21 protein-coding genes are annotated in these 24,797 nt (G+C 50.9%); 2 read left to right on the top strand and 19 right to left on the bottom strand.

Translation table 11 applies throughout. The annotated features are described in order from the left end of the window. Position 1 precedes the first annotated feature (1 nt). The 4 genes from IPJ88_14885 to IPJ88_14870 form a co-directional block, all read right to left on the bottom strand. The gene (locus IPJ88_14885) at positions 2–328 is read right to left on the bottom strand and encodes a peptidyl-prolyl cis-trans isomerase (protein ID QQR89468.1); all 327 of its coding nucleotides are present in this window, start codon (positions 326–328) and stop codon (positions 2–4) included. Beyond that, positions 300–968: a SurA N-terminal domain-containing protein gene (locus IPJ88_14880; protein QQR89467.1), complete on the bottom strand. Its 669-nt coding sequence runs from the start codon at positions 966–968 to the stop codon at positions 300–302. The genes IPJ88_14885 and IPJ88_14880 overlap by 29 nt, the downstream gene beginning before the upstream one ends. Next, positions 934–1,905, bottom strand: coding sequence for a peptidyl-prolyl cis-trans isomerase (locus IPJ88_14875; GenBank protein QQR89466.1), 972 nt, complete (start codon positions 1,903–1,905; stop codon positions 934–936). The genes IPJ88_14880 and IPJ88_14875 overlap by 35 nt, the downstream gene beginning before the upstream one ends. Before the next feature lie 79 nt (positions 1,906–1,984). After that, a complete protein-coding gene (locus tag IPJ88_14870; GenBank protein QQR89465.1) occupies positions 1,985–3,727 on the bottom strand; it encodes a serine/threonine protein kinase in 1,743 nt (580 codons plus the stop codon). Positions 3,728–3,899: 172 nt separating this feature from the next. Between IPJ88_14870 and IPJ88_14865 the strand changes: the two genes are divergently transcribed. Then, positions 3,900–4,856 carry an FHA domain-containing protein gene (locus IPJ88_14865; protein QQR89464.1) on the top strand — a complete coding sequence of 319 codons (957 nt, stop codon included), beginning with the start codon at positions 3,900–3,902 and terminating at the stop codon, positions 4,854–4,856. On the opposite strand, the gene IPJ88_14860 is transcribed toward IPJ88_14865, so the two are convergent. The 9 genes from IPJ88_14860 to IPJ88_14820 all read right to left on the bottom strand — a co-directional run bounded on the left by IPJ88_14860 (position 4,850) and on the right by IPJ88_14820 (position 13,662). Next, positions 4,850–5,626, bottom strand: coding sequence for a tetratricopeptide repeat protein (locus IPJ88_14860; protein QQR89463.1), 777 nt, complete (start codon positions 5,624–5,626; stop codon positions 4,850–4,852). The two genes, IPJ88_14865 and IPJ88_14860, sit on opposite strands and share 7 nt — an antisense overlap. Beyond that, positions 5,623–7,488 (bottom strand): protein BatD, encoded by a 1,866-nt coding sequence (locus IPJ88_14855; protein ID QQR89462.1) that lies wholly within the window; start codon positions 7,486–7,488, stop codon positions 5,623–5,625. Before IPJ88_14855 ends, IPJ88_14860 begins: the two co-directional genes overlap by 4 nt. Continuing rightward, positions 7,488–7,895, bottom strand: a complete 408-nt coding sequence (locus IPJ88_14850) for a hypothetical protein (protein ID QQR89461.1) — start codon at positions 7,893–7,895, stop codon at positions 7,488–7,490. Before IPJ88_14850 ends, IPJ88_14855 begins: the two co-directional genes overlap by 1 nt. Positions 7,896–8,164: 269 nt before the next feature. Further along, complete coding sequence (locus tag IPJ88_14845; GenBank protein QQR89460.1) at positions 8,165–8,404, bottom strand: hypothetical protein; 240 nt, start codon at positions 8,402–8,404, stop codon at positions 8,165–8,167. Next, positions 8,401–9,459 carry a VWA domain-containing protein gene (locus IPJ88_14840; protein QQR89459.1) on the bottom strand — a complete coding sequence of 353 codons (1,059 nt, stop codon included), beginning with the start codon at positions 9,457–9,459 and terminating at the stop codon, positions 8,401–8,403. Before IPJ88_14840 ends, IPJ88_14845 begins: the two co-directional genes overlap by 4 nt. Further along, the gene (locus IPJ88_14835) at positions 9,456–10,577 is read right to left on the bottom strand and encodes a VWA domain-containing protein (GenBank protein QQR89458.1); all 1,122 of its coding nucleotides are present in this window, start codon (positions 10,575–10,577) and stop codon (positions 9,456–9,458) included. The genes IPJ88_14840 and IPJ88_14835 overlap by 4 nt, the downstream gene beginning before the upstream one ends. Continuing rightward, on the bottom strand, positions 10,570–11,538 hold the full coding sequence (locus tag IPJ88_14830; GenBank protein QQR89457.1) for a hypothetical protein: 969 nt from the start codon (positions 11,536–11,538) through the stop codon (positions 10,570–10,572). Before IPJ88_14830 ends, IPJ88_14835 begins: the two co-directional genes overlap by 8 nt. Then, the gene (locus IPJ88_14825; protein QQR89456.1) at positions 11,535–12,422 is read right to left on the bottom strand and encodes a DUF58 domain-containing protein; all 888 of its coding nucleotides are present in this window, start codon (positions 12,420–12,422) and stop codon (positions 11,535–11,537) included. The genes IPJ88_14830 and IPJ88_14825 overlap by 4 nt, the downstream gene beginning before the upstream one ends. 229 nt (positions 12,423–12,651) lie before the next feature. Further along, positions 12,652–13,662: a MoxR family ATPase gene (locus IPJ88_14820; protein ID QQR89455.1), complete on the bottom strand. Its 1,011-nt coding sequence runs from the start codon at positions 13,660–13,662 to the stop codon at positions 12,652–12,654. Between the two features lie 313 nt (positions 13,663–13,975). On the opposite strand from IPJ88_14820, the gene IPJ88_14815 reads away from it, so the two are divergent. Further along, complete coding sequence (locus IPJ88_14815) at positions 13,976–15,247, top strand: cellulase family glycosylhydrolase (GenBank protein ID QQR89454.1); 1,272 nt, start codon at positions 13,976–13,978, stop codon at positions 15,245–15,247. Between the two features lie 120 nt (positions 15,248–15,367). On the opposite strand, the gene IPJ88_14810 is transcribed toward IPJ88_14815, so the two are convergent. The 6 genes from IPJ88_14810 to IPJ88_14785 all read right to left on the bottom strand — a co-directional run bounded on the left by IPJ88_14810 (position 15,368) and on the right by IPJ88_14785 (position 24,668). Next, positions 15,368–16,711, bottom strand: coding sequence for an NAD(P)/FAD-dependent oxidoreductase (locus tag IPJ88_14810; GenBank protein ID QQR89453.1), 1,344 nt, complete (start codon positions 16,709–16,711; stop codon positions 15,368–15,370). A 217-nt stretch (positions 16,712–16,928) separates the two neighbouring features. Further along, positions 16,929–18,278 carry a hypothetical protein gene (locus IPJ88_14805; protein ID QQR89452.1) on the bottom strand — a complete coding sequence of 450 codons (1,350 nt, stop codon included), beginning with the start codon at positions 18,276–18,278 and terminating at the stop codon, positions 16,929–16,931. Continuing rightward, positions 18,275–19,639, bottom strand: coding sequence for an NADH/ubiquinone/plastoquinone (complex I) (locus IPJ88_14800; GenBank protein ID QQR89451.1), 1,365 nt, complete (start codon positions 19,637–19,639; stop codon positions 18,275–18,277). The genes IPJ88_14805 and IPJ88_14800 overlap by 4 nt, the downstream gene beginning before the upstream one ends. Continuing rightward, positions 19,640–22,576 carry a DUF2309 domain-containing protein gene (locus tag IPJ88_14795; protein ID QQR89450.1) on the bottom strand — a complete coding sequence of 979 codons (2,937 nt, stop codon included), beginning with the start codon at positions 22,574–22,576 and terminating at the stop codon, positions 19,640–19,642. Further along, positions 22,573–24,168 carry a SulP family inorganic anion transporter gene (locus tag IPJ88_14790; GenBank protein ID QQR89449.1) on the bottom strand — a complete coding sequence of 532 codons (1,596 nt, stop codon included), beginning with the start codon at positions 24,166–24,168 and terminating at the stop codon, positions 22,573–22,575. Before IPJ88_14790 ends, IPJ88_14795 begins: the two co-directional genes overlap by 4 nt. Before the next feature lie 98 nt (positions 24,169–24,266). Continuing rightward, entirely contained in the window at positions 24,267–24,668 is a 402-nt protein-coding gene (locus IPJ88_14785; protein ID QQR89448.1) for a hypothetical protein, read from the bottom strand. Positions 24,669–24,797: the final 129 nt, after the last annotated feature.

The raw sequence follows: 24,797 nt of genomic DNA, 5'->3' as shown, positions 1-24,797 counted from the left end.
CTCACAATAGACGATTTGAAATAACGGCTTCCCGACGAAGTTGTTCTAAAAGCAGTTGCTCTTGACGTGCCATGGTTTCTTCCATGATACGACGATAGAGTTGCTCCCGCATTTCTTCATAGGTGGCGGCTTTTTCTTTCTCTTTTTCGTGTAAAATGAAGATGTGAAAGCCGCCCGCGCCACGTGCAGGGGGACTGATTTCTCCGGGCTCTAGACTCTTTACCGTCTCATCGAGCTTACCACGTAAATCACCATCGCTAATCCAGCCAAGCTCCGCTCCACCGTGTTCTTCGATGTTTTCATTGAAATTCTCCGGGGTATTGAGCATAGATCCCTTGCGCTTTTTCGTAGAGCGCCATGATCTGCTCTTCTGTCGCTTCAGCGGGTACTTCGATGAAAACATGGGAAATACGATAACGCCACTTGGCATTGTTTTCCGTAGTAACTTCCCGAAACCTTCGCTTTACGTCATCTTCGGTAATGCTTACGCGTCCTCGTAGGCGCTGGTTGATTACTCGATAACGCAACAGTTGCTTCTTTACGTCTCGTCGATATTGAACGCGACTAAGCCCTTGTGTCTGCACGGCCTCCCAAAAGCCCGCATCGTCCATGCCGTTTTGCCTTTGAATGTTTTCGATGGCTCGAGCAACATCTTGCTCTGAGATACTGACCTGCATGGTTGAAGCCAGCTCCTCTATAAGGATTTCGTTGATCAGTTGGTTGGTGATCTCTTTGTATATTTGCTCAACCATGGTCTGGCGCTGTGTTTCCGAAGGAGCTTGAAAGGCACGCATCAAAAAAGGCGTGGCCTTTTGCCGAACCTCGGAAAGAAATATGGGCTGATCATTTACAACGGCAGCAACCCGTTCAACAATTCCGGCAAAGGCGCTCTGCGAAAAATACAGGCACAGCAGTATCGCGATGAAAACTTGTTTAAGGGGTCTGGGAAGAAGCATTTTCGTGGCCATTGATGTCTAATGTGTTTAGCAGTTCTGCTTTTTCCGTGATGGTAGATTCTTTACGGAGTTTTCCGATGAGCTGGTCCAGAAGAGCGTCCCGCTGTTTGCGCAACAACATGTTTTGAATGGGTCGACGGACCTCTTCGAGGTTTCTGCGTAAGGCGTCCCGTTTGGCCGTGAGCTGCACAATATGAAAACCTTGCGTGCTCTGGATGGGGTTCGGATAAAGATCGCCGACCTTTTTTAGCGCAAATCCCGCATGTGCTACCGCCGCAGGCACATGGTTTTCCTGCTCGTTTTCGTCAGTCGGTTTGGATAGGAACTGAAGGTCGCCTAACGCTTCTTTGCTTTGCGTGTCGATTGAGTATTGCTTTACAAAATCAACAAACAACTCGTGACGTTTTTCATCCTTCTTTTCGTTCAGTTTCTTTAGAAGTGAGTTTGCCGTTGCTTCATCACTCACCACAATTTGGCTGAGCCGAACTTGTGCAGGCTTGTCGTATTCTTCAGGATGGCTTTGATAGTAGTCTTGTATCTGCTGCTCACTGATGTTTTCGAGTTTTAGTTTGGAGTCAATCTCATCCTCAATCATCACTTCAATCATCGCTTTGTTTTTGGCGCGTTTAACGGTGGGAGCTTTGTCATAGCCAAGACGCTTGGCTTCCTGCGCTAATAATTCAAAACGAATCAGGTTTTCCAAAAACTCTTGCCGACGATCTAAGCTGCGATATTGACTGCGCAAGTAGGGTGATTGCGCTGCGAGACGTTCCGCAACATCGCCTGCAGTGATCTTCACATCGCCAACTTGCGCTAGAACCGTATTGGCTTCTTTGCTGCTCAGCCCATGTTGCTTCTCGGAGCTGTGATGGGACTCTTCGTGTGCTGTGTTGCACCCTCCAAGCAGGCTCAGAACTGAGCATAGCGTCATGTAAAACAAATGCCTCATAAGTCAGGCTTTTCTAGCACGAAGCCCGGGCGCAAAAAAGACCCAAATCGTTGTAAAAAGGCCTTGTTTAGCCGCTTGGCTACTCTTCGCCGTCCGAGCCTTGCAGCGGAAGCAAGATAAAATGCTCCGAAGTGCTTTCGGATCCAAGTTCTTGCAAGTATCCGGCATAGCCCTTTTTGGAGACACGCACACTTACCTTATCAAGATTTGCAGGGACTTTAATGGCTGCTGGTGTTTTTTCGGCTAAGGTTTTGCCGTTGAGCACAATCGTAGCTCCGGACGGATCGGAGGATATCTTGATGCTTCGCTCTTTGAGTGTGCCTGCTTTCGAAGCGGGATTGGGTTTATGCTCCTGTATCGACTGCTTTGGTGATCCGAACTCCAGCATATCGATCCATGCCTTGAGTCCTACGTTCTGTAGCGCGTTCAAGACGACCGGTGGCTTAGGAAACACCGATACCGTTACATAGGCTCCAAGAGCCGCAAGCAAAATAAGAAGCAAGGCAAGGAAAACCCATCCGGAACTTCGTTTCCCAGGTGGAGGCGTTGAGCTAAGGTAAATCGGTAGCGTAGCGTTTCCGTGTGTGGGCTCTATGGGAAGACCTTCGGAACTTGGAGCGACCATGGTAAGAAGTTCGTCCCAATTGCTTTCGGAAGCATCGGGAACTTCCTCATGCGATGCCATGTTTTGAGCCATGTTTGTGACGGCATCTTTACTCATGCGCTGCGTGCCTTCGTCTTCATCGTTGTCGTGAGGGGGTGCTATGGCGACATGCCCTTCGGCTGTGGTCTGCGCGGTTCCATCTGGGCGTGGGGCCGCTACAGAATACTCAGGAAACGCGCTCTTGTATTCCGTCATGGGCTTTAGCGGTGCAGGTCCATGCATGTCAGGCACGAGTTGCTTTATAAAATCAGAGAGGTTCCTCATGGAGCTTCCTCGGCCCAAAGCAAGTTGCTCGTTGAGGAGTTGCTCGATGAGGCTTGCCATGTCTTCCGGACGACCTTCGGGATGTGGAGCAAGGCACTGTGTTATGAGCTTATCAAGACTGCGCGGAATCGTAGGCACTAGTTTTCGCGGTCTTGTATAGCGTGCGTTCAAGATACGATCGAGCAAATCAGGATCATCACTTGTATCGAAGGGGTGCTCTCCAACGACCATTTCGTAGAGAATGATCCCGAGAGCAAAGACATCGACTCTGTGATCAACGGGCGATCCGTGTGCAAGTTGCTCAGGAGCAATATACCCGTAGGTGCCTTTGATTACACCGGTGCGTGTTTCGTAAACTTTTGAGGCTGCTTTTGCGATACCAAAATCAATGAGCTTTACCGCGCCATCGTAACTTACAATAATGTTAGCGGGCTTAAGATCGCGATGTACAATTCGCAAAGGTCGACCCAAGTCATCTTTGCAAGAGTGAACATAGGCCATGGCCTCGGCGATGCCCAAAGCAATGTGAAGTGCAATGCTTGGACTAAGCCCACGCAGTCCATGTTTTGATGCTGCATGCAAGATAGTGTTTAGTGTGGGCCCACGCACGTATTCCATCACAAGGTGATAGGATTCACCCACCTGCCCAAGCTCAAAGACCTGGGCAATGTTAGGGTGGCATAAAGCTGCCATAAGCCTTGCTTCGTCCAGAAACATGGTTCGGAACTCTTCATCTCGGCTTAGTCCTTCACGGATGCGCTTGATGACAACGCGACGCTCTAGTCCTTCCAGACCAAAGTGACGAGCAAGCAAGACTTCGGACATACCACCTACGGCGAGTCGCCGTATGATCTCGTAAGGACCAAAAGATTCCGCTGAATCCGTTCTTTCCATGCCGCCTTCCAGTGTATCATGCTTCGGCTTTTATGGGCTTTTTCTGCACGTACGTCCACGCTTCTCGTGTCGCTGGCTAGGCGGTGCGCCTATGGGGAAATGTAGGTCCGGCGTTTTTTGTTCCAAAGAGCTAAATTTTTAATCTTCATAGTTGTATACTGAGCTGAGACTCATGGATGAATCTTACCCTTCTAAACGCCCACCTGTAGGGCCGGGTGCCCAAGAAGAGCGTGCTGTTTTTGGGGATGACACCTATAACGAGTCTACCGATGAGCTGGACGCAGAGCCCACTCACATTGAGGAAGACAGCCTGCTTGCGGAGCAATCCACTGATATCGTTGAAGGAGGCACGCCGCCTCCGCATCTTTTAGTCGAACAGGGAAGTGATCAAGGCAAAAGCTTCGTTCTTAATCCAGGCATAACCACGGTTGGCCGCGGAGTAGATAACGAAGTCATTTTGACGGACGTAACTGTTTCGCGGAAGCATCTACGCATTATCAACGAGCAAAAGGAACTACAGCTCGAGGATTTAGGAAGCGGAAACGGAACCTTGGTCAATGGGGAGTCGGCCTTTAAGATTCCTCTGAAGTTCGGCGATCGAATTCGTATTGGCGAGACTTCCATGGCAATTGTTGATGCAGCTCAACGGCCTGGGATAAAACGACTTTCACGTCCCAGCACAGAAGGTCGGAACTCGTCATCCTCGGGGTGGTTGAAGCCAGGTGCTTCAGGGCAAAATTCATCGTCCGAAGTAAAACCTTTGTACGGCGCACATGCAGGAACAAGCCGTTCCAGAGGGACCAAAGATTCCGTTGTGGTTCCACGAAGCTGGCTGTTGAGCATGTTCATTGTTGGCGGCCTTATCGTCTTTCTTTTGGCGGCCACCGCCGTATCGCTTTGGTTACGTCAAAGCCATGAAAACGCTCAAGATCAGCAAGAGGTTAGCCCCGATGTCGAACGCTTGCTCGAACTCGGAGAGCGAGCGCTCGAAGATGGTCAATTGCATGAAGCTGAAGAGTTTCTAGGCGATGTGCTATTGAGCAACCCAAACGATGAGCGTGCCGTAAGTCTGATGAAGCGTATCCGCATTGAACGCGCCAAACTTTCAAAAGAAAAGCAAGCTCAGTAAGTTCCAATAGTATCCCGCGGAACCCATCCTTTTCGCCCTTCTGAAAAAGATAAAAACACGTAGCCGTTGCGTCGGTCATTTACTGAGGCCTGCTCGCCCTCAAAGGCTTCGTTGTTCGACTCGGAATCTGTGCCTGGACTCTCTTTAAGTGACAGATGATCTCTCAGTACAACAGCCGTGGGCTTGCCGAAAAGAAGGTGGCTTTTACTCAGGCAAATAACGAGGAAAAACGCAGTGGCAAAAGCAAAAACAACGGTGCTTAGTCCTGCGGCTACACGCTTGTTTTCATTTTTGCCCCAAAGCAAATAAGCGATGGAAAGCCAAGCAAAAAGATTAAGCACAAGTGTTGCATAGCTTGCATGCTTCAGAGAGATCCATCCTGTAACCACTCGCGTGAGAGGAGGGTGGTAGTCGAACTCACGGTTGGGCGCCGTGGTTGCGTGTCGCTCACCCAAGCGCTTGTAAACAGCGCGAATGTGCTTCGTTGTTTCTTTGTCCGTCGGGGCAAGGGTTTTAGCTCGTTCAAAATAAAGAATAGCCTTTCCATGTTGATTGAGGCATTCAAACGCAAGTCCTTTGTTGAAAAAAAGGTTTGGATCGGAAATGCTAAGGTTCTGCAAACGATCAAATTTTTTGGCTGCGGAAGAGCATTCTTTTTTTCGAAGATCAGAGACACCGCGCTGGAATATTTCGGCGAGTGACTCAGCGTGCACCGTTTCCGTAAAGGAAAAGATTAACATCACAAGTGCAAAACAGGCAGTGCGATTCATGGTCTTTTTGCCTTCATCTTCGATAAAACTTGTTTGGCCGTTTGCAGCAAGTCTTTTCGGTCGTCGCCTTCAGAGTCGGCGGAAAAACGTTGCCTTTCAATAGCCTTTAGCAGCTTGATTAGCTTTTTTATGACTTCTAAGGATAGTCCTCGGGTTTGAAGTGCTTGTTCGATCTCCACAAAGGTCAGAGCGCGACTTCCTTCGCCAATCTGCTGTTCGATAGATTGTCGTAAGATTCGATCCAATTCGCCGAAGAAGGGCTGGCTTGTTTCAGATACCGCGAGGCTTTCGAGGCTTGAGAGCTCCTTTTTCGAGCTACGTGAAGGATTCAGGCGTTTGCGACGCAGAAACTTTTGACCCTTTCTCCAACTAAGAACAAGGGCCAAAGCGCCAGGCGGAAGACACAGTAAAAACCAGAACCACGGGCGTTTGGGAATCGCTGCTTCTTTTCGAAGAAAAGTGCTCGATGTTTTGGGCACGATGTCGATGTCGTCTGCACCGTCTTCGTTGCTGCCAAGCTTCGTTTCTTCAGCCTCACTTGGAAGATCGATAGGGTTGCCCACTGCGGTAAGAGTGAGAGGATTGCTTTGTGCTACGGAAAAACTTTTCTTTTCAGGATCAAAGACCAAGACTTCAAAAGGAGGGATCTTGTAGTTCCCCGGCTTTTCGGCGACGATCAACCATTCAAAAGTTTTTGTGCTTTGAACGAGCCCATTCGCCGTTTCAACATGCAAGCGAGTCTCAGGCTCAAGCGCACGCAATCCGCGGTGTGTAGGGAGTTCTAGTGCGACTGCACTAAGGTCGCCCTGTCCCTGGAGCGTGAGCGTGAGTCGAGCTGCATCCCCCGTTGCGGTATTCGGTCGATCAAGGCCCATTTCGAGCTTGAGCGAGCCGACAACAAGCGGCAGTTCGGCTTTGCGCGGATGGTCTGGAATGTCTTTAATATTGACGTCCAAGACTTGGCTTTTTCGTTCGACGTTGCGTCCACCGCCTCCAAAAAGATCAAACAACGATCCTGTCGGAATCGTGATTTCCAAAGCGCCAATGTGCAATTCGCCAGTGCGCAGAGGGATTGCTGCGAATTGACGTAAAAGATAGACGCGGAAATTGTATCCGTTAATAAGTTGCAAACTGGGTTCGATGTTTTGGCCCGCTGCGATAAGGTCTTGCGTCCAAAAACCGTTGGCCGAGGCTTCCTGCGTTACGGTGGGCGATGAACGCAGCGAGCCGCGTATGTACAAATAGATGGACACGGTGGCTTGCTCACCTAGATAAAGCGACTCTTTGTCGATAACGGCGCGCACAAAAGCCTTATCATCATAATTGACCATGTCCGAGTTCGATGTTGGAGGTGCGGTCGTGAGCGTGCTGCTTGATGAAGGAGCGGAGCCTGTAACACGAATTGCGACAACGTTACTGCGGTAAGTTTGTCGACCGAGACGCAGAGATGCTGGGCCAAGAGTGAAATTGCCAGAGTGTCCAGGTGCTCTCAACGAAAAAGTGTGCACGATGCTTGATTGCACGTTTCGGTGCGCGCCCCCCGTGCCAAAACTAAAGCTAAACTGCATGGGCTTTGAAAGCTGGTGTCCTACAATTTCAAATTCTCCTAAATCCGGCAATTTAAGGCCATCAGCATCAGCGCCCTTAACGTCGGCACGTACTTCAAGCGTGAAGGTCGATCCAGCCGTAACGCTGTTTTGATCGACCTCCATGCTAAGCGAGACTTGTTGCGCGCTTGCAAGTGAAGCTCCGCAAAAAACCGTAAGCAAAACCAGACCAAGCATCGGGGTACACCACGAGGCGAAGCCGGAGCAGCAGGTGGCCCGAGTATTCGCTTTGAGTTTGCTGAGAGCCGTCTTCATCACCAATCCTTTTCTAGGCGACGATGTTGCTCTCGAGCACGCAGAATGGCTTTGTGTCGTTCCAGGTTTTCTTCGCCTTGCTCTAGGGCATCAAGCGCTCTTTTTGCATCTTGTGGCAAGACCTTTTGGTCTTGCTGTGACTGAGACTGCTCTTGCTTCTGCTCTGGTTCCGAGGATTTGGGTTCATTCTTTTGTGCTTGATCGTCGGTTTTCTTGGAGTCTTCTTTTTGTTGGTCCTGCTGTTTTTGATCGTTGTTTTCGGAGTTTTCTTTGTCTTGCGAGTCCTGCTGTTTTTGCTCGTCTTTGCTTTGCTCTTCCTTGTCCTTGTCTTGTTTTTCTTTGTCCTGCTTTTCTTGTTCCTTTTGCTGCTGGTTTTCTTGCTCTTTGCTTTGTTCAAGACGGCGCAAGGCAAGCTCAAGGTTCCATGCGGCTTGCGGATTGCTGGGCTTTAGGCGTAATGACGCAGAAAAGGCATCGACTGCGGCCTCAAAGGATTTTTTAGCTTCGCCGTAAGCTTGCTTCTGAGTGTGCGCATCGCCCTGCTCGAAATGAAGGATTCCAAGATTAAAAAGCCTTCCGCTCGCGTAGCGACGCTGCCTTCTGAGTCAGTGCTTAAGGAAAAGGCTTGCATGGCTTGATCGTTTTTGCCAAGAGCGCGTAGGGCAAGTCCACGGTTTTAAATGCACCGCATTGTTCGACGGTAGTTCTTTAGCTGCCTTGTCGTAGTAGCTGAGTGCTTTTTGTAGTCCTTTGCCAACATGGCTTGGTTGCCTTGTTTGACCTGAGAGTTTTCCGAGCGCAAAGGCTGCCAAGAGCTTGCATAGGAGACGGCGAGTGCGGCGATGCTCAGCGCTAGCAGCAACACAAAAATGTACCAAAACAGAGCTTTAGGGCTGAATCGTCTCAAAGCAGTCATGGTTTTACCTGCTTTCGATCGTGAGCAAACCAGGCCAATGGCAGCAGCGCTTCAAGGAAAAGCAGCAAAAAGGCGGCCAAGACAAACAAGGTATAGCGGTCTTCAGCCTGCACAATACGCCTGCTCTTACGTTCACTTTGCTTGAGCTGTCTTAGCGTGCGTCGCAGTTCAGCCGCACCGACGCTCCCTTTGCCTGCACGGTAGTACTGACCGTCAGTGATTTTCGCCAAGCGTTTGAGCGTTTGTTCGTTTTCAGCGCTCAGGGATGTAGTGACGACTTGGCCTTGCTCGTCATGCAAATAGCCCGTCCAGGTTCCATCGGGCGCGTAACTGGGGATACGCTCCGGGATTCGCGACCCAATACCGATGACGTAGAGTTTGATCCCAGCGGCAGCGAGTTCTTCGGCGGCGGCAGCGGGATCTCCTTCATGGTCCTCGCCGTCCGTAAGCAAAAGCACGACGCGTTGCGCCTGATCTTTGCTCGGTTGCGTCTCGTTCTCGTTCGATCGCTCAATCAAGCGCTTGGCTGCGATGAGTGCACGCCCGATGGCGGTGCCGCCCACAGGCAAATCGTTTGGTCCAAGGTCGCGAAAGAAAAGGCGGAGCGCAGAATAGTCCGTGGTCATCGGAAACTCCATGGTCTCACCGGCAAAGCTTACAATGCCAACACGGTCACCACGAAGTCCTTCGATAAAACGCAAAATCTCACTCTTTGCGCGCTCGATGCGATTGGGTTTGACGTCTTGAGCCAACATACTCTTTGAAAAATCAAGAGCGATGACGATGTCGATGCCTCGTTTGCGAAGCAGCAGAGTGCGAGTGCCGTATTGAGGCCGGGACAAACTGACAATCAATAAGGCAAGCGCAAACAAGATGAGTGCATTCTTGGCGGCACGCCATTTGCGCGCATCGCCTACTATCATCTGGCGGGCTTGATCTGGGTTGCCAAGCCGTATCAAGGTCTTTTTTCGTGCGATGAAAGCATAGATCTGGGCTAAAACCACAAGGGGAAGTAGCGTAAGAAGCCACAATAGATAAGGTGCACCAAAACTCATGGCCACCTCCTTAACCAAAGTTGACTGAGCAGTACTTCGATAAACAAAAGCCAGAGAGCAAAGGCCACCGGAAGAATAAAGAGCTCGCCGTATACTGCACCGGACTCTTCGATCTTTGAGCGCTCAAGGTCATCGAGAATGCGATGAAAGCTGCGAACCAGTCCTTTGCGATCCGTGGCCAAGAACGCTTTGCCGCCGGTTTCGGTGGCCATCTTTTCGAGCAGCTCCGGATTGATGGGAAACTCACCGCGATCCATTAACGCAAAACCAAAGATCCCCTTGCCGCGCTGCACCAGCGCGTCATCAGACTGCCCCATCAGAACGGTATAAATCTTCACGCCCATGGTTTTGGCGTATTCAGCGGCCTGTTCGGGCGCGATGTTTCCGGCGTTCGAATTACCGTCAGTTAGCACGATCACCACTTTGCTTTTTGCTTCGGAGGGACGCAGTCGGTTGAGCGCTACGCCTACGGCGTTGCCGATGGCCGTGCCTTTGCCGTCGATAATACCGAGTTGAAGTTCTAAAATTGCATTAAGCAAAGCCGTTTTGTCCGTTGTAAGCGGCATCAACGTATAAGCGTTCTTGCCAAAAATTACCGCGCCGATGCGGTCACTTGGTCGTCGTTCAATAAAATCAGCAACAACTTGGGTGGAGGCAACGAAGCGATTCGGTACAATGTCCGCGGCTTGCATGGACAGCGAAAGATCCATGGCAAGGACAATGTCGATGCCTTCGCTTTGTGTCGACTGCTTGGCGTGAATGCTTTGGGGCCGCATCAATGCGATGACAACAAAACACAATGCGCAGACACGCAATGCCGGAACAAGAGGGCTCAGCTGTGTTTTGATGCTTTTCGGAAAATGTGCGAGCTCGGAAACAAAGGGTGCCAAAAAACGAGGGCTACGATTCAGGGACAGATAGCCTTGCGCTATCCATGCAAGCAGCGGCGCTAAAAACAACAGGGCAGCCCAAGGTCTTTGAAAGCGAAAGGCTGCAATGCGCAAAGGCAGCTCGTAGTAGTGTTTGGCCAGGTAGAGTCCAAGTAGAGCGCAGGCTATAAAGAGCGCGCTCGTATACAACAGGGTGAGCCAAGCGTAGCGTCTGGAGCGTTTAGACATGCTCAGGCTCCTTTGCTGTTTCGTCGTTAACCTTCATGCGGCTCTTGTTGATGAGCGCGCGAACTTCGGCGATGAGCTCTTCGGCTCGTTGTTCTTGCGCGTCGGCTCTAGCGAACTTCACCAAATCATAATCGCTGAAACGAAGAATTAGAGCTTCGATGGAAATACCCTCGGGTCGAATGGCTTTAAGGTGGGCGATGACTTCATCGGATGTGCACTCAAGCCCCTCAAACCCATAGCGTAAACCAAGATATTCACGCAGAATATCACTAAGGCGGTCGACAAACTCTTCTCCCTTGCCTTGCTCAAACAGAGCTGCGCGATCCTTTGCTAGCGTTCTAAGTTTTGTTTCAGCAAGTTCCCATGGGGGGGTAGGTGGCGGTGGCGGCTTTCGTGCTTGCGCATAGGACTGCCATTTTTTAGCAATCAGCCAAACCGTGGCGATTAGCAGTAGTAGAGCAAGCGCCGTAAGCCACAACCAGAGCAGCAAGTAGTCATCTTGCCATACTTGGTGGGGCCGAGTGGCGTCGTCTTTGGAGGCGCCTTTGAGTTTTGCATTGGGCTCATTCGCAAGCCAGGATGCGATGTTGAGTGTAAGCGAGTTTGATTCAACTTTTGTGATCTCGCCGTTTTGATCAATAAGCTGAAGGGTCAAAGGCGGAATAGTCACGGGGCCGGGTTTGAGCGAAAGGAGCATGAACTCAAAGCGATGCTGAATCTGATTGTCTTTTCGAAGCTCGTGATGCTTTTTGCTGTGAATCTCCAGACGGCCAAAATCACTCTTTGCCATTGCGACAGTGACTGTGTCTGCAACGGTGATGCTGAGCTTTGCACGCAAAAGCTGGCCAGTTTTGCTGCCGCCTCGGGGCTCAACCGTAAGTGCAGGGGGGGTGTTTGCGCCCTGCGCTGATGCCGAGCCGCTGATAAAGCAAAGCAGCAACAGGCTCAATAACGCTCTCATGCAGCCCCTCGCATGCGTTTTTGCCGACGCCGGAACAAGGCAGCAATGGGCTTAATATAAGGTTGGTCCGTACGCACCTTAACCGTATCCAGGCTCAACTTGCTGAACAGTTGATCGCGCATGAGACGGATTTTGGCTTCGTGACGATGAAAAGCATTGCGGACCACTTTCGAACTCAGGTCGAGCTCCAGTAACTCCCCGCTTTCAAGATCTTGAGCTAAACAGAGTCCGGTCGAAGGCAGTTCGTATTCCGTCGGATCGTCGATTTGAACGGGAATGATGTCGTGTCTTCTAGCTACAACACGTAATGAGCGCTCATAATCGTGATCTTTAAAGTCACTGATCAAAAAAGCCACTGATCGTCGTTTACTCACACTGCCAAAAAAATCCAAAGCATCGCTAAGCTTTGTGCCACTGCTTGTTGGTTGGGCATTGAGGATTTCAGTCACGACGCGCATGACATGAGCACGCCCTTTCTTAGGAGGCACGAAGCGTTCAACCGTGTCGGTAAAGAGAATAAGGCCCACGCGATCGTTGTTCTTGATGGCGCTAAAGGCCATCAGGGCAGCAATTTCGGCAGCGACCTCGATTTTGCTGCGGTCTTTGACGCCATAGCGCTGCGATGCGGACAAATCGACTAAAAGCATGACCGTCATTTCACGCTCTTCGGTGAAAAGCTTGACGTAAACATCGTTCATGCGTGCGCTGACGTTCCAGTCGATAAAACGCACGTCATCGCCGTGTTGATACTGCCGCACCTCACTGAAAGCCATGCCTCGGCCTTTAAAAACGGATTGGTAGCTTCCGGCCAACTGTTCATTGGCCAAGCGAGAGGTATGGATTTCTATCTTGCGTAATTTCTTTATCAGCTCTTTAGGAATCACGGGACTCTGCTCCGGCTATCATGTTCTCGCAATGCTTGATGCTTTGGGAGAGATATGCGGTAATGTTTTTTTTATGCACAACTTCGCGTGAGCTTTTCCTAGCTTCGAGCGCACGTGAGGAGTGAGAAGGGACGTACGACTGTACTTCCCGACGAGCGACGAGCCTGAAAGCCGAAGATATGGAAAGCTCACGCGAAGTCCTTGCAAACATAAAGGCCTCAAAACACACTCACGGGACTTCAACCGTATCGAAAACACGTTTAACGATATCATCACTGCTAATTTCTTCGGCCTCGGCCTCGTAGGTGCGTAGCACACGGTGCCTGAGCACGTCGGGGCCAACGGCTTTGATGTCTTCGGGCGTGACATAGCCGCGGTGCTTTAGGAAGGCATGAGCGCGGGATGCAAGGTTGAGCGCGATGGTTGCGCGCGGTGATGCGCCGTGAGCGATCATGTCTTTGAGATCCGCAAGCCCTGCTTTTTCAGGATTGCGTGTGGCAAGCACAATGTCGACGATATAGTCTTTGGTTTTCTCGTCCATGTAGATTTCTGCAACGACGCTTCGAGCATCGAGCAGACGACGTGGTTCGAGCACCGTGTTGGTTTTGCTTCCTTCGCTGCTGGCTATGTCGCGCAAAGCGGACTGACTCATGCGCTCCATGATGTTGCGTTCTTCATCGCGCGCTGGATAAGGCACCTTGACGTGAAGCATGAAGCGGTCCACTTGCGCTTCAGGCAAGGGATAGGTGCCTTCTTGCTCGATGGGGTTTTGCGTGGCCATCACCATAAAGGGTTGCTCAAGCTTGTAAGTCGTATCGCCAATTGTGATTTGCAGTTCCTGCATGGCCTCAAGCAGCGCGCTTTGAACCTTGGCAGGCGCGCGGTTGATTTCATCGGCGAGCACCAAGTTGGCGAAGATAGGGCCTTTCTTGGCTGAGAACTCTCCGCGTTGTTGATTGTAGATCACCGTGCCCACCAAGTCGGCCGGTAGCAAGTCGGGCGTAAATTGCACACGTTGAAACTTGGCCGAGATGGTTTGACACAAGGTTTTTACGGTCAGCGTTTTTGCGAGGCCAGGAACACCTTCCAAAAGAACATGACCGCCGGTAAGCAAGCCGATAAGAAGGCGTTCGATCATGTGATCCTGGCCGATGATCACCTTGCGGATCTCTTGGAGGATAGGATCGACAAAGGCGCTCTCTTTTTGCACCATTTCATTGATCACCCGCACATCATTCATGTTCTTACTCCTTTTTACAGCTCCGGTATTAGGCACTGTCGAGCCATAGCGACCGAGTCAGTGACACGAGCTATTTCGCGAAAGTTCCATTAACATACCGGCGGTCAGTGGAGCAACACTCAGCACGCGGCAAATATTCCGATCTCAGCCATGCAGTTGCGCCTTGGACAGAAATGGCATTAATTTGTCCAAAAAAAGCCATTTTTGGCGCTAAATGTCGGTAAAACATGCCATATGTGGCATGTTGCGGGATGGGGCTAGGATTTCTTTTTAACGGTTTTCAGCGTATGGCGCCAAGCAAGCAGATCATTCCATGACATCCATCATCCTTTGCCACAGGCTATGTTTTATCGCGTTTGTGTTGATTTGTGTTTCATGCGGAGATGAGTTGCCGGATGAATCTGCTTCAAACTATGTGTCAGTAGAGTGGGGACGACTGACTTTGGACAGCAAGCCTTACGGCTTCAGCGGAACCAACGCTTATTACTTGCAAGAAGAAGCCAGCCGAGAACTCGCAGCCGGAGCCACGGTGAGCGAGGTTGTAAACGAAGTCTTTCGAGAGCTTGCCGAACTTGGTGTCAGCACAGTGCGCACTAATGGTTTCAACGATGCTCCTGAAAAAGATTCAGTGATCCAAATCGAGCAAGGGATTTACAGCGAAGCTGGTTTTCGCGGTCTGGATCATGTGATCGCGATGGCGGAGCGCTATGGCCTGCACTTAATCCTGTCGGTGAGTAACTATTGGACGGCTTATGGCGGTGTGGATCAGTATTTGGCGTGGAACGCTTATCCGCATGACAAACAAGATGATCGCGGCGCGTTTTTTGTTGAAGACAGTTTGCGTGATCATTTTAAAAGCTATCTGCGTGCATTGATGTTGCGGGTTAATAGTGAAACTGGACGACAGTACCGTGATGAGCCCGCGGTGTTGGCTTGGGAGCTTATGAACGAGCCACGCGGCTGGGGGACGAGTGCGCAGCGTTTGAGTGATTGGTATTGCGAGATGGCAGGCGAGCTGCGTGCGCTTGGCGCAAAACAACTCATAGCGAGCGGTGAAACTGGCTTTGGCAACTTCTATGGTGAACTTGAAGACTCAAGCCAGTTGTTGTTTCTTGAACAAGCTACTGCGAGCTGGCTTTTGGATGGCAGTCAAGCAACGGAGTTTGTTTTAAACTCTCAATGCGTGGATATCGCTTCGATCCACTGCTATCCCGAGGCTTGGGGTGCTTCGCCGTATGAAGCGAAGCGCGTGTGTGAGACGTGGGCAAGGCTCCATCACGACCTTCTAGCGCAAAGTCAAATCCCTTTGCTCATGGGTGAGTTTGGTCTGCTCAATCCAGCACGGGATGATCGCGCTTTGTTTGAGCTCTCAGAACGTCGAGACATCTATTCGGCTTGGCTTTCGCTTGCCGAAAAAGGCATCGTCGATGGCGCGTTTCCGTGGATGTACAGCTACGATGCACGTCCTGTAGAGTGGGATCACTATAGCTTTACTTGGTACGATGGCAGCCCCGTCGAAGCAGAACAAAACGAGTACATTGACTTGCTACGCCTGCACGCCGAAGCGATAGAGCGACGCGAATAAAAAGAGGGCCGATGGCACGGCGATGACTTCGTTCTCCCTGTTCACATTTGTGGGGTTTCTTTCGCTCACTTGCCTTTCAAAATCTAACCTTCCGCGCGGTAGGCCTGTTCTTTAAGCTCCTCAGTGTAGCGGGCTACTCTGTCGATGCTGCGCTTTGCGCAACCCTCTGGTTTGGAAGCAAACTTTGTTTTTTGGATGCGGGGGTAGTTCTCCGCCTGTGATAAGTCGCGCACCGGGTTTGTAAGCGATATACGACCAACACCATTGCAAAAAAACGAAAAGCCTGTTTCTAAAACTCACCAAATACCAAAGGTGTACGAAGAGCCAGGCAAGCCATGCCCACAGGCCGCTTATCTTTATCGCTCCCACTTCAGCCACTGCCCGAGAGCGACCGATAGTCGCCATCGTGCCTTTGTCAAAATAGAGAAAGCTTTTAGAAAATTTTTTGCGCTTTGCTTCCTCTGCAATCAAGTGTGCCACGTAACGCCCTTGCTGAATGGCCACAGGGGAAACACCTGGGAGTGTTTTACCTTCTTGCTCAAAATGGGCTATGTCACCGATCGCAAAGATATTCTGAAATTTCGGGACACGGCACTGCTTATCGACCTTGATGCGGCCATTTTTGTCACGCTCCACATCAAGCGCTTGAGACAACGAGTTCGCTCCCACGCCAGCCGTCCAAAGGACTGTGTTGGTAGGAATGAAATTATCTTTGAAATGGACACCGCTTTCTGTGATGTCCGTTACCGCTTGATTCAATAAGATTTCCACGCCTAGCTCTTTGAGTTGCTTTATGGCTGAATCCCGGAGTTTGGGATTAAAAGCGTTGAGAATAGATTCGGCAGCCTCAACAAGCACCACACGCGCGCTTCCGGCATGAATCTGCCTAAAGTCACTCGCAAGGACACGCTTTGAAAGTTCAGCCAACGACCCAGCCAACTCAACGCCTGTCGGTCCGCCACCGATGACCACAAAAGTGAGAAGCTGTCGCCTTGTGTCGGGGTCTGCTTCACGCTCCGCTGCTTCGAAAGCCAGAAGTACTTTGCGGCGAATGTTTATGGCATCGTCTAAACTTTTAAGACTGATGGTGTGTTTTGCCCATTGATCGTTGCCATAGTAAGTTGTGCGCGCCCCGGTGGCGACAATCAAGTAGTCGTACTGAAGCCGATAGCCATGCCGCATCACGACTTCCTTGCCTTGGGCATCAACGCTTTGCACTTCAGCTTGCCATACCGTTACCTTCTTCTGTTTTCTCAAAATAGCGCGGATGGGTGCCGCGATATCGGCCGGCGAGAGACCTGCCATGGCCACTTGATATAGCAAAGGTTGAAAAAGATGATGGTTCCAGCGATCAATAAGGGTCACTTTTACAGGCGCTTTGTTCAATCTTTTGGCAACAGCAAGGCCAGCAAATCCTCCGCCTACGATCACAATATGCGGCTGGTGTTTTGTGTGTTCACTCATGCAAAGCAATGTGATGCACAAAGGCAGAACATTCAAGTTCCATAGGACGCTTCCGTGCTGTGAGATCCAAGCGATGGGATTTTCAGTACTTGGCGGGCAGAGATAGATTTACTTCGGGACTTGCGGCGGTTGAGAAAAAAAGGAAGTTGTCGCCGGCGCAAAGCGCGTGGGTTTGGAAAGCCCAGGAGAGATTTTCGAAGGAATCTAGCTCGAGAAGTTATTTAGTCTGTTGAACAGGGGGTTGTTCCGGCAGTGCCTGCGCCTCAAAAGAAAGGAGCAAGCGTGGCTGGATTCCTGTGATCAGCAAAACGGCTAGAACGACGCTGAGTGCTATGCGTTCTCGCAAGCAAAGGTCTTGCTCGCCGATGTGGGTGTTGCTTCCGGAAAACAAAACGAAAAAGGCACGCATGACGGTCATTCCGTTTAGGGCAGTCGCAATGATCAAGCTAATGCCAAGCAGGGGATATTCCGCGACTGAGCCTTGCACCAACAGGTCTTCGGCGATGAAGCCTATGGTCAAAGGAAAGCCGACTGTCGCAAAACCAAGAAGCAAAAATGCCGTAGCTAGATGCGGGGTGCGTGAGAAGTTTCCCCCTGGCGCATTCAAGGAAAGCTGCCCGCGTCTGGCTTCAAGCGCGCTAAGGCTCATCGCGAAACCGGAACTTGCTAGGGCCAGAACTTGCCAGGTAAGTAGCGCGCCAAAGTAGCCCACTGACGATTCGTTCTCGAGGCCAAAGGCCACAAGACCGGTTTGGCTCATCATAAGAAAGGCCAGTGCTCGTTTGGCATCTTTTTGCACGATGGCCAGTGTTGCCGCTGCAATTGAAGTGATTGCACCGACGGTGGCAATGTGATGCGCAAAAGAGGATGGAAGACTTTCTGAAAGGAGAGTGAGATGGGCATAGACGCCAATTTGCGGTGCAACGAATGCAACGACGATGCCCATGGGAGCTTGTGATACGAACAGCGGAAACCAGCTGTGCAGAGGGATCACTGCTTCGCGAATGACAATTGCGAGAACTAAACAAATCATGCTGAGGGTGGTGACTTGTTCGGAGTGCAGCCATGCTCCGATGCCAAAAAGCACGATGCTCGGAATATGGTAAATCAAAAAGAGTTGAGCGCTTTTATGAGTGCGATTGCTTTCTCGTAGTTCCGAGTAGACAATCCATGCCGAGAAAGCCCAGAGGAAAAACAAGGCCATCGGGTCCGTTAGCGCGACGAAGGTCAAAGAAACAAGCAATAACGCCAGAATGTTCGCGTAGCTTCGACTTCGATGGGTGGCGACCGAACTGAGTGAGACCGCCAACATACCGATCACGCAATTAACGGTTGGCGCAAAGCTTAGTAGACCAGGTGGCAGCAATACCACTTGGTGAGCTGCAGCAGATAGCTCAGCTTGCGGAAAGAACTGCTCGATGCCGAGAAAAACCAGGGAAACAAAAAAACCGAGACCGGTGGCTATGACCGAAAAGGCTCTGGCTTTTTTTGCATCGGGCTGACGTCTTACGAGCAATGCCGCGATGCAGAACATAAAGGCAATTAGAAGAGGGCTAAGCGCAATCATGGTTGATCTTTTCCGGAACGAGTGCTCGGATTCAGGAAAGTCGTTTTAGAATCGAGAAAACTTACCCAACGGTTGTCGAGATCGTCTAGCTTTTTGAATAGAAACAGAAAACCACCGACAACGTACTCTTTGAGAAACACGTTGAAATATCCGCGGTCTAAGGCTTGACGGTAGAGCCAATGTTGCACGAGCCAAGGCACTCGTTTTTTAAGATGCAAACCTGTTTCAGGAATCGGACCTCCAATGGTGCGTTCAAGGTTGTGGTAGTCGGCGATGCGGTTTGGTGAACGAAGAATTTGCAAGCTTCGAAAGGCGGCGTGCCCTACGATGTGGATAAGCGCAAGGAGATTAAGTCCGAGACCGATTTCAACATAGATGATGCCGATTTGAGCCATGGACGCGTAAGCTAAACTGCTCTTTATGTCGGTTTGCGCACGGCCAATTAGGGTTCCCTGAATAGCTGTAAGACCTCCAATGCCAATGATCGCAATAGCGCTGAGTGGAGCTGCATGAATAATGGGTGCCGCTCGCAATAGCAGATAGGGCCCGAGAGACACGGAAATAGCGCCGTAGAATATCGCGCTCGATGGCGTGGGCCCTTCCATGGCACGAGGCAGCCATCCTCCAAAGGGAAGTTGCGCAGCTTTGCCTAGCGATGCCCAAAGAAGCAGAAACGCTATCAACGTTGCATCAAAAGTGTGAGGCGGAACAACAAAACCGTGCCATTGTTCGGCGGGTGTGGAGATGACCGTGGCTGATGTTCCGACAGTATGATGCAGCCAAACGGCAGCCCCAAGTAGCCCTATGTCGCAAACACGATAGGTTAAGAACGCGAGCAGGCCGTGTTCGACGGGTTTTTTTCGTTCGTCATAGTACGCGATGAGAAGTGCTGAGGTTAAACCTACGATTTCCCAGCCGAAAAAAATGAGATCCAAGTTAGCGGCTAGCACGAGCAAATTGACTGCCGCTCCAAACATGCAAAGCAACATGTAAAAGCGACGATAACCGGGCTCGCGGTGAAGATAACGCCTTGAAAAAGAGCCGATGACGCCGGTGAGCACGGAGGAAAACACCACAAAGGGCAGGGACAGCCGGTCAGCAATCAGGTCCCAGTGAAAGCTGTAGTGCTCGACAGCGAAAAACGTGCCGAGGTCGACGTGATAGTGAACCGCATCATGTACCCAGATATCGATTACGAGCACCGTGCCGATTGTAGCGGCCGTTGCAAAACTCAAGCCGACGACGAGATTGATCCGGTCTTCAGAAAGGCGAATCGAGAACCACGAGGCTAGAGCAAGGTAAGTAAATGCTAAGGCAGGCAAGGCGATGACGGAGGTGATGGCTACAGATTCCCAAGGCATCTAGACCTGCCTTTCGTCAGCAGAACAAGTTCTTTTGGCAAAGGGAAGGGACAGGCGTGTGTTTTCGCAATAGTCCAACGAGTCTTTGTACAGAGGCACAAGATCAGATTCTGGTACATAGTCTTGAAACTCGCCATCTTTGAACCAGGAGATAGCTTGGTTTTCTGGATCCCAAGCCACAAGCTCGAGCCATTTGTTTTTAACCAAGTTTTCAATGCCAGGACGGTTTTTCATGACTGATTTTAGAACCTGAGGAGACGCTTGGATGACGGAGACCATACGTACTGCTTCATGAATCTCGATCATTTGCTGGTAAAGCCCTGTGCGTAAATCCGATGCATGCCCATCCATAACGGCGAAGAGTCCCGTGATGTTATGAGGAAGCTTCGAGCCGGCGCCATAGATTCGGTTGTCCACGTGTGAGAAAAAATACTCGAGGTTGATGCCAACGCCGACGGGCACACTACCCATAAGCACCTCTTCGAGTCGCTCCCCGCTTGGATCCGCCTTTGGATCGTAGGACACAAGAAAAGCACGTTGATCGAGGAAAAGGCCGCGTGTCCATTTGCGCTGTCCGACAATGCACAACGAATTTTTCGTGTGATTGTATTCGGGGCGCGGTTCCGAAAGGTCAATGGAGCGGCGATGCACGATGGCTTTCGCTTGTTTGGGTGATATCGAGGTGGAAACGACGCCAAACAAACGACAGCGCTCTTTGGAATTTCGCAGACCTGTTTCGCCAAATGCTTTTTTCGCGCGCGCTATAGCGGCTTCATGCTCCGACGGAACATCCTCTTCATCAAACAAAAACACATCGTCCGTGCAGGTATCGTGTAGGCATCCAATAAAGTGGGTGTTTTGAGGAATCGGCAAGCCGCGACTCGCCAAGATCTCGCGGACTCGAGGATGATTGGCCATGGAGGCGCACACGCGAGCGTTCGACCCTCCCGAGCCTCCTGCGGTTGCGCCACAGCCGTAGGCTGCAAGGTGTGGATTGTTAACGCTGATGGATCCGTGACCAACTAAAAAGACAAGGTTTGAGAGTTTGTTTTCCAAACCTGTTTCTCTCAACATTTTTTCTACCACGTTGGCCATTTCCTCATGGGTGTAGCCAATGGGCAAGTCGCTTTCTTTGATGTTGTTCTGGCGTTCATAGAGCAAGCGGTCGCCTTTTCTTATCGATGGGCTCCATCCCGCGATCAATGAGGCGAACAGCCTCGGAAAGAGCACCGTGAAGATGAGGGGGATTGCCGCTAAGCTTCCAAACAGCGTAATGATAAATCCGCGGATCAAGGTTGAACTACCGACGAACAACATGTGATGCCAGTGCGAGAAGATGGATTTGTTTTTCTGGTCCTGAACGACTTGTACAAAGTGCGTGGCCTGCATGGACACGGGGCACAGCGCACGCGGACGGACGTCTGTGGGGCCTTGATAGGCCATGGCTACGCCGAAAAAGCCTGGGTAGCCGTAGGTGTCAAAGGAAGGGTCGACTTCTTCAAGATGTCGACGATATGATTCTTCTCGATCGTCAATGCAGAAGACTGCTTGAAATGCCGCTGGCGTATTTTGGGGCTCAATGGGCTCCGCCACCTGCAGGGTGTCGAGAATGTGCACCAGGTGCCGATGTTCAAAGGCACGTTGCAGCAGACGTTTTCTTTCCAATGTGTTGAAGCGCTTTACTTCGTCAAGCCAACATGCGCAGTTTCGTAAATCAAAAAAGACGCCAAGATTTAAATCAGAATGCTGAGCAAGTACAAAAGCTTCGTATACAAGGCTCAAATCTTTTTCAGCGTTCTCAACGCGTGACATTTTTTCGGACAGGATTTGCTCGATTTTCTCAAAAGCACTCTCGTCGCCAAGTTGCTCCTTTAGCGCGTAACGAACGGCCAGCAGATCCAAAATGAGTTGCACCGCAAGATAGTCCATCAAAGTAGCAGGCCATGCTTTAACGGGTGCTTTTTTCGGATCCAGCTCGAACTGCCTAAACATACCGGCCCAGCCTCGCAATGAAAGCAAGGTTTTTTCGATATAAGTCGGCCACAGATGTTCCGGCACGGAAAGTTCCTGCAGTGTCCAACGCACGGTTTGCTCGGCAGACCATCCATGTTGCTGCTTCAACAGTTCGCTCAAAGCTCTGCGCCAGCGATCGGGGGGACCATAGGGCAAACTATAGAGACTACGGAAAGCATTCAAAAAGCCTCTTTCCCGATTTGGCATCGACCAGTACGCCAGTCCCTGATCAAGATAGGCTCCGGCAAGGCGAATCATCATCGAGTGAACCCAATCATCGGTATCGATGCCAAAGAGCTCTAAGATTTGATCACGTCGACGCGGGAGGGGCTTTTCCGTGTGAGTCTCTGCGGTGGCATTGTGCAGCGCATTCCACAAACTCTCGAGCAACAATGCTTCCTGAGTCGCTGCTGGGAGTTCGCCAAATCGAAACTTAGCTTGTTCCAGAAGCTGTGCTTTGCGTTCCGGGGCGACGTCCTGCTGAATCTCCTTTTTGATATTGCCTTCGCTTAACAGCCAATTTAAGGCGGAACCTTGCGGAATCTCAAAAAGATGCTTCAAGCGCATTTTTCGAAAGGCATAGACAGTCGGGCCGCCCACAAAGAGCTCGGCCTCGTCGCGCTGCTCCGATGGCTGCAAGGCAAAGTCGAGGTCGGCTTCTATGATGCGCCCACTTGCCATGAAGTCTCGGTATTTCGCCTCGGATTGGAAGGCTTCCGTTCCCAGTTTGGCGGATGCCGTGATGACTGCTTTTTCAAACTCCAGATGCTCAAACGAATGCAAGGTGTTGTGGTGGACGAACCACTGCAACACTGCTTGTTCTGGAAGAAGTTTTGCAGCTTGCTCGAGCATCGCCTCGAGCGAAGGAACATTGTCTGGGAAGAACTTAGCCAGCAGGGCCTCGTTCTCCATTACACGAATCATTTTTGCTTCCTGCGCGTAGCTAGCGCATGAGATGATGTTGCTTGCAGTTTGTCCATACCTACCAGTACAAGTTCTGTATGAGGCCATTCCGCTGCCATTCCGTGTAGACGAGAGAGGAAGGTGTGATCAACCACCGCGACCTCCGATAGGTCCAAAAGTACGCGTTTGGTTGCTGGGCCAAGCTCCCCGATCGCACGCGTAAGCGGAAGCAAACTTGTAAAGATCGCAGCTCCGTACATTTTTATCTCCAGGTCGGATCCCTCTTGTTTGCTTTCTATGCGCGTGCGAAATACCGAAGAGAGGGGTACCCCTCGTAGGTAATGAAGAATCAGCTTCAGCGCTATGCCGGAAGCAACACCGACGAGCAGATCCGTTGCCAAAGTCACCAAAAGGGTGGTCACAAACAACGCAAGTTGATCCATTCCGATTTGCTTGATGTGGACCAACTGCGAGGGTGAAGCCAAGCGGAAACCCGTGTAAATCAGCATTGCGGCGAGTGCTGAAAGCGGGATTTCATGAAGCAACTGGGGCACGAGTGCGACAAAGAGAAGAAGAAATACGCCGTGGAAAAAATTCGAAAAACTCGATTTGGCTCCTGCATCGATATTCGCCTTACTACGAACGATTTCAGAGATCATTGGAAGACCGCCGATCATAGCGGAAATAAGATTACCCACACCGACTCCGAGTAGATCCTTGTTCAGGTTAGAGCGGTCTTTCGCTGGGTCCAGGGCATCAACTGCAATGACACTTAGTGTTGATTCGATGGTCCCGACCAACGAAAACATAGCAATATACTTCAACGATGCTGAGCTAAACAGCATTGAAAAATCCGGAAATGCGATGGCATTGATCAAAGCCCCTGGGAGTTGAACCAAGTACTCCGGTCCGACGTGAAAGTGGCCGTGTAAAAGCCAATAGTCGTGTGGGTGGTCGAGTCCGAACACAAGCCCAAGTGGCACCGTAACGGCGAGAACCAGTATGGGCGCAGGAATTGCTTTGGCCCATTTCGTGCGAATGTAAGGGAGCCCGAAAAGTATGATGAGTGATAAAAATCCAAGAATGAGAATCTCAGGATTGGCGCGGACGATGCTCTGTGGAATCTCGGCGAGTAGGGCAAGCGGCCCTTTTGCATGCGGAGCAACGCCAACAAGGGTGTGCGCTTGCTTTGAGACGATGATAACGCCAATCGCGGCAAGCATGCCGTGAACGACGGATGGCGACATCACGACGCCTATCGAGGCCATACGCATCAAAGCAAATAAGATCTGGAGCGCTGCTGCAGCTACGCCAACAGCGAGCGCTCGTTTATACCCCGTATGAAGGTCACCACCGCCAAGCTCTTGCACGCAACCAAGCGCGACAACAATAAGGCCTGCAGCAGGCCCTTTGATTGTTAGTCGTGAACTTCCAAGGAAGGTCACAACGACGCCGCCGACAATTGCGGTCAGTACGCCCGCAACTGGCGGAAAACCACTTGCCATGGCAATGCCAAGGCACAGAGGTAAGGCAATAAGGAAGACCAAAAAACCTGACTTAAAATCATCTTTGAGTGTGCTACGTGTCTGCGCAGACCATAGTTTCTGAGACATATTTCTCCTCACGCATTAACAAATGAATGTACCCCTGAGCATCTAGGACTTGCATCAACCGACCTGCTGGAGACGAAAATTTCGTTAGGGAATTCTCGTCAGGCGCAGGGGGGTGCGCGAGGAGCATGTCGCTCCGACGGCTGATAGTCCTCTGAACCACTCAGGGCGCGCTCAAAGAAAAGCACGAACTCAGCCGTTGGTTGGACTAGGATATCGTCTGCACGACGGGTTTTTTGTGTTTCGTTGTTTTCTTCCTCAGAACCGGCTTCTTCAGAGCTACTTGAAATGGTCGCATAGGCGTAGCGATAATTATTACGCTGGCTGAGCGATGCTTGGTTCGAAGAGTCGCTAAGGCTGTGGTGATAGCCGGCGTCAAAACGTTGGTGGTGAACAGCGCTTGATAAAAAGAGGCCAACGGCAAACGCTATAGTTACTGCAACGCTAGCAAAGAGCTTGTTGCTGCAGTTGCTCTGATGCTTTGGGGTTCTATGGCGTTTCATGCGGGATGAACTTTTAGCTTGGCTGCGCGAATGCCACCGATTCAAAGGCGTGGCAAGGCCACTTCGGTATTTTCCTCGAGCCCGTGTGCACATAGAGCCAGCCATATCAAAAGGGGAAACCGTCGCTTG

Source organism: Myxococcales bacterium, assembly GCA_016699535.1.
Lineage (GTDB): Bacteria > Myxococcota_A > Polyangia > Polyangiales.
This window is presented reverse-complemented; position numbering and strand designations above follow the sequence as displayed.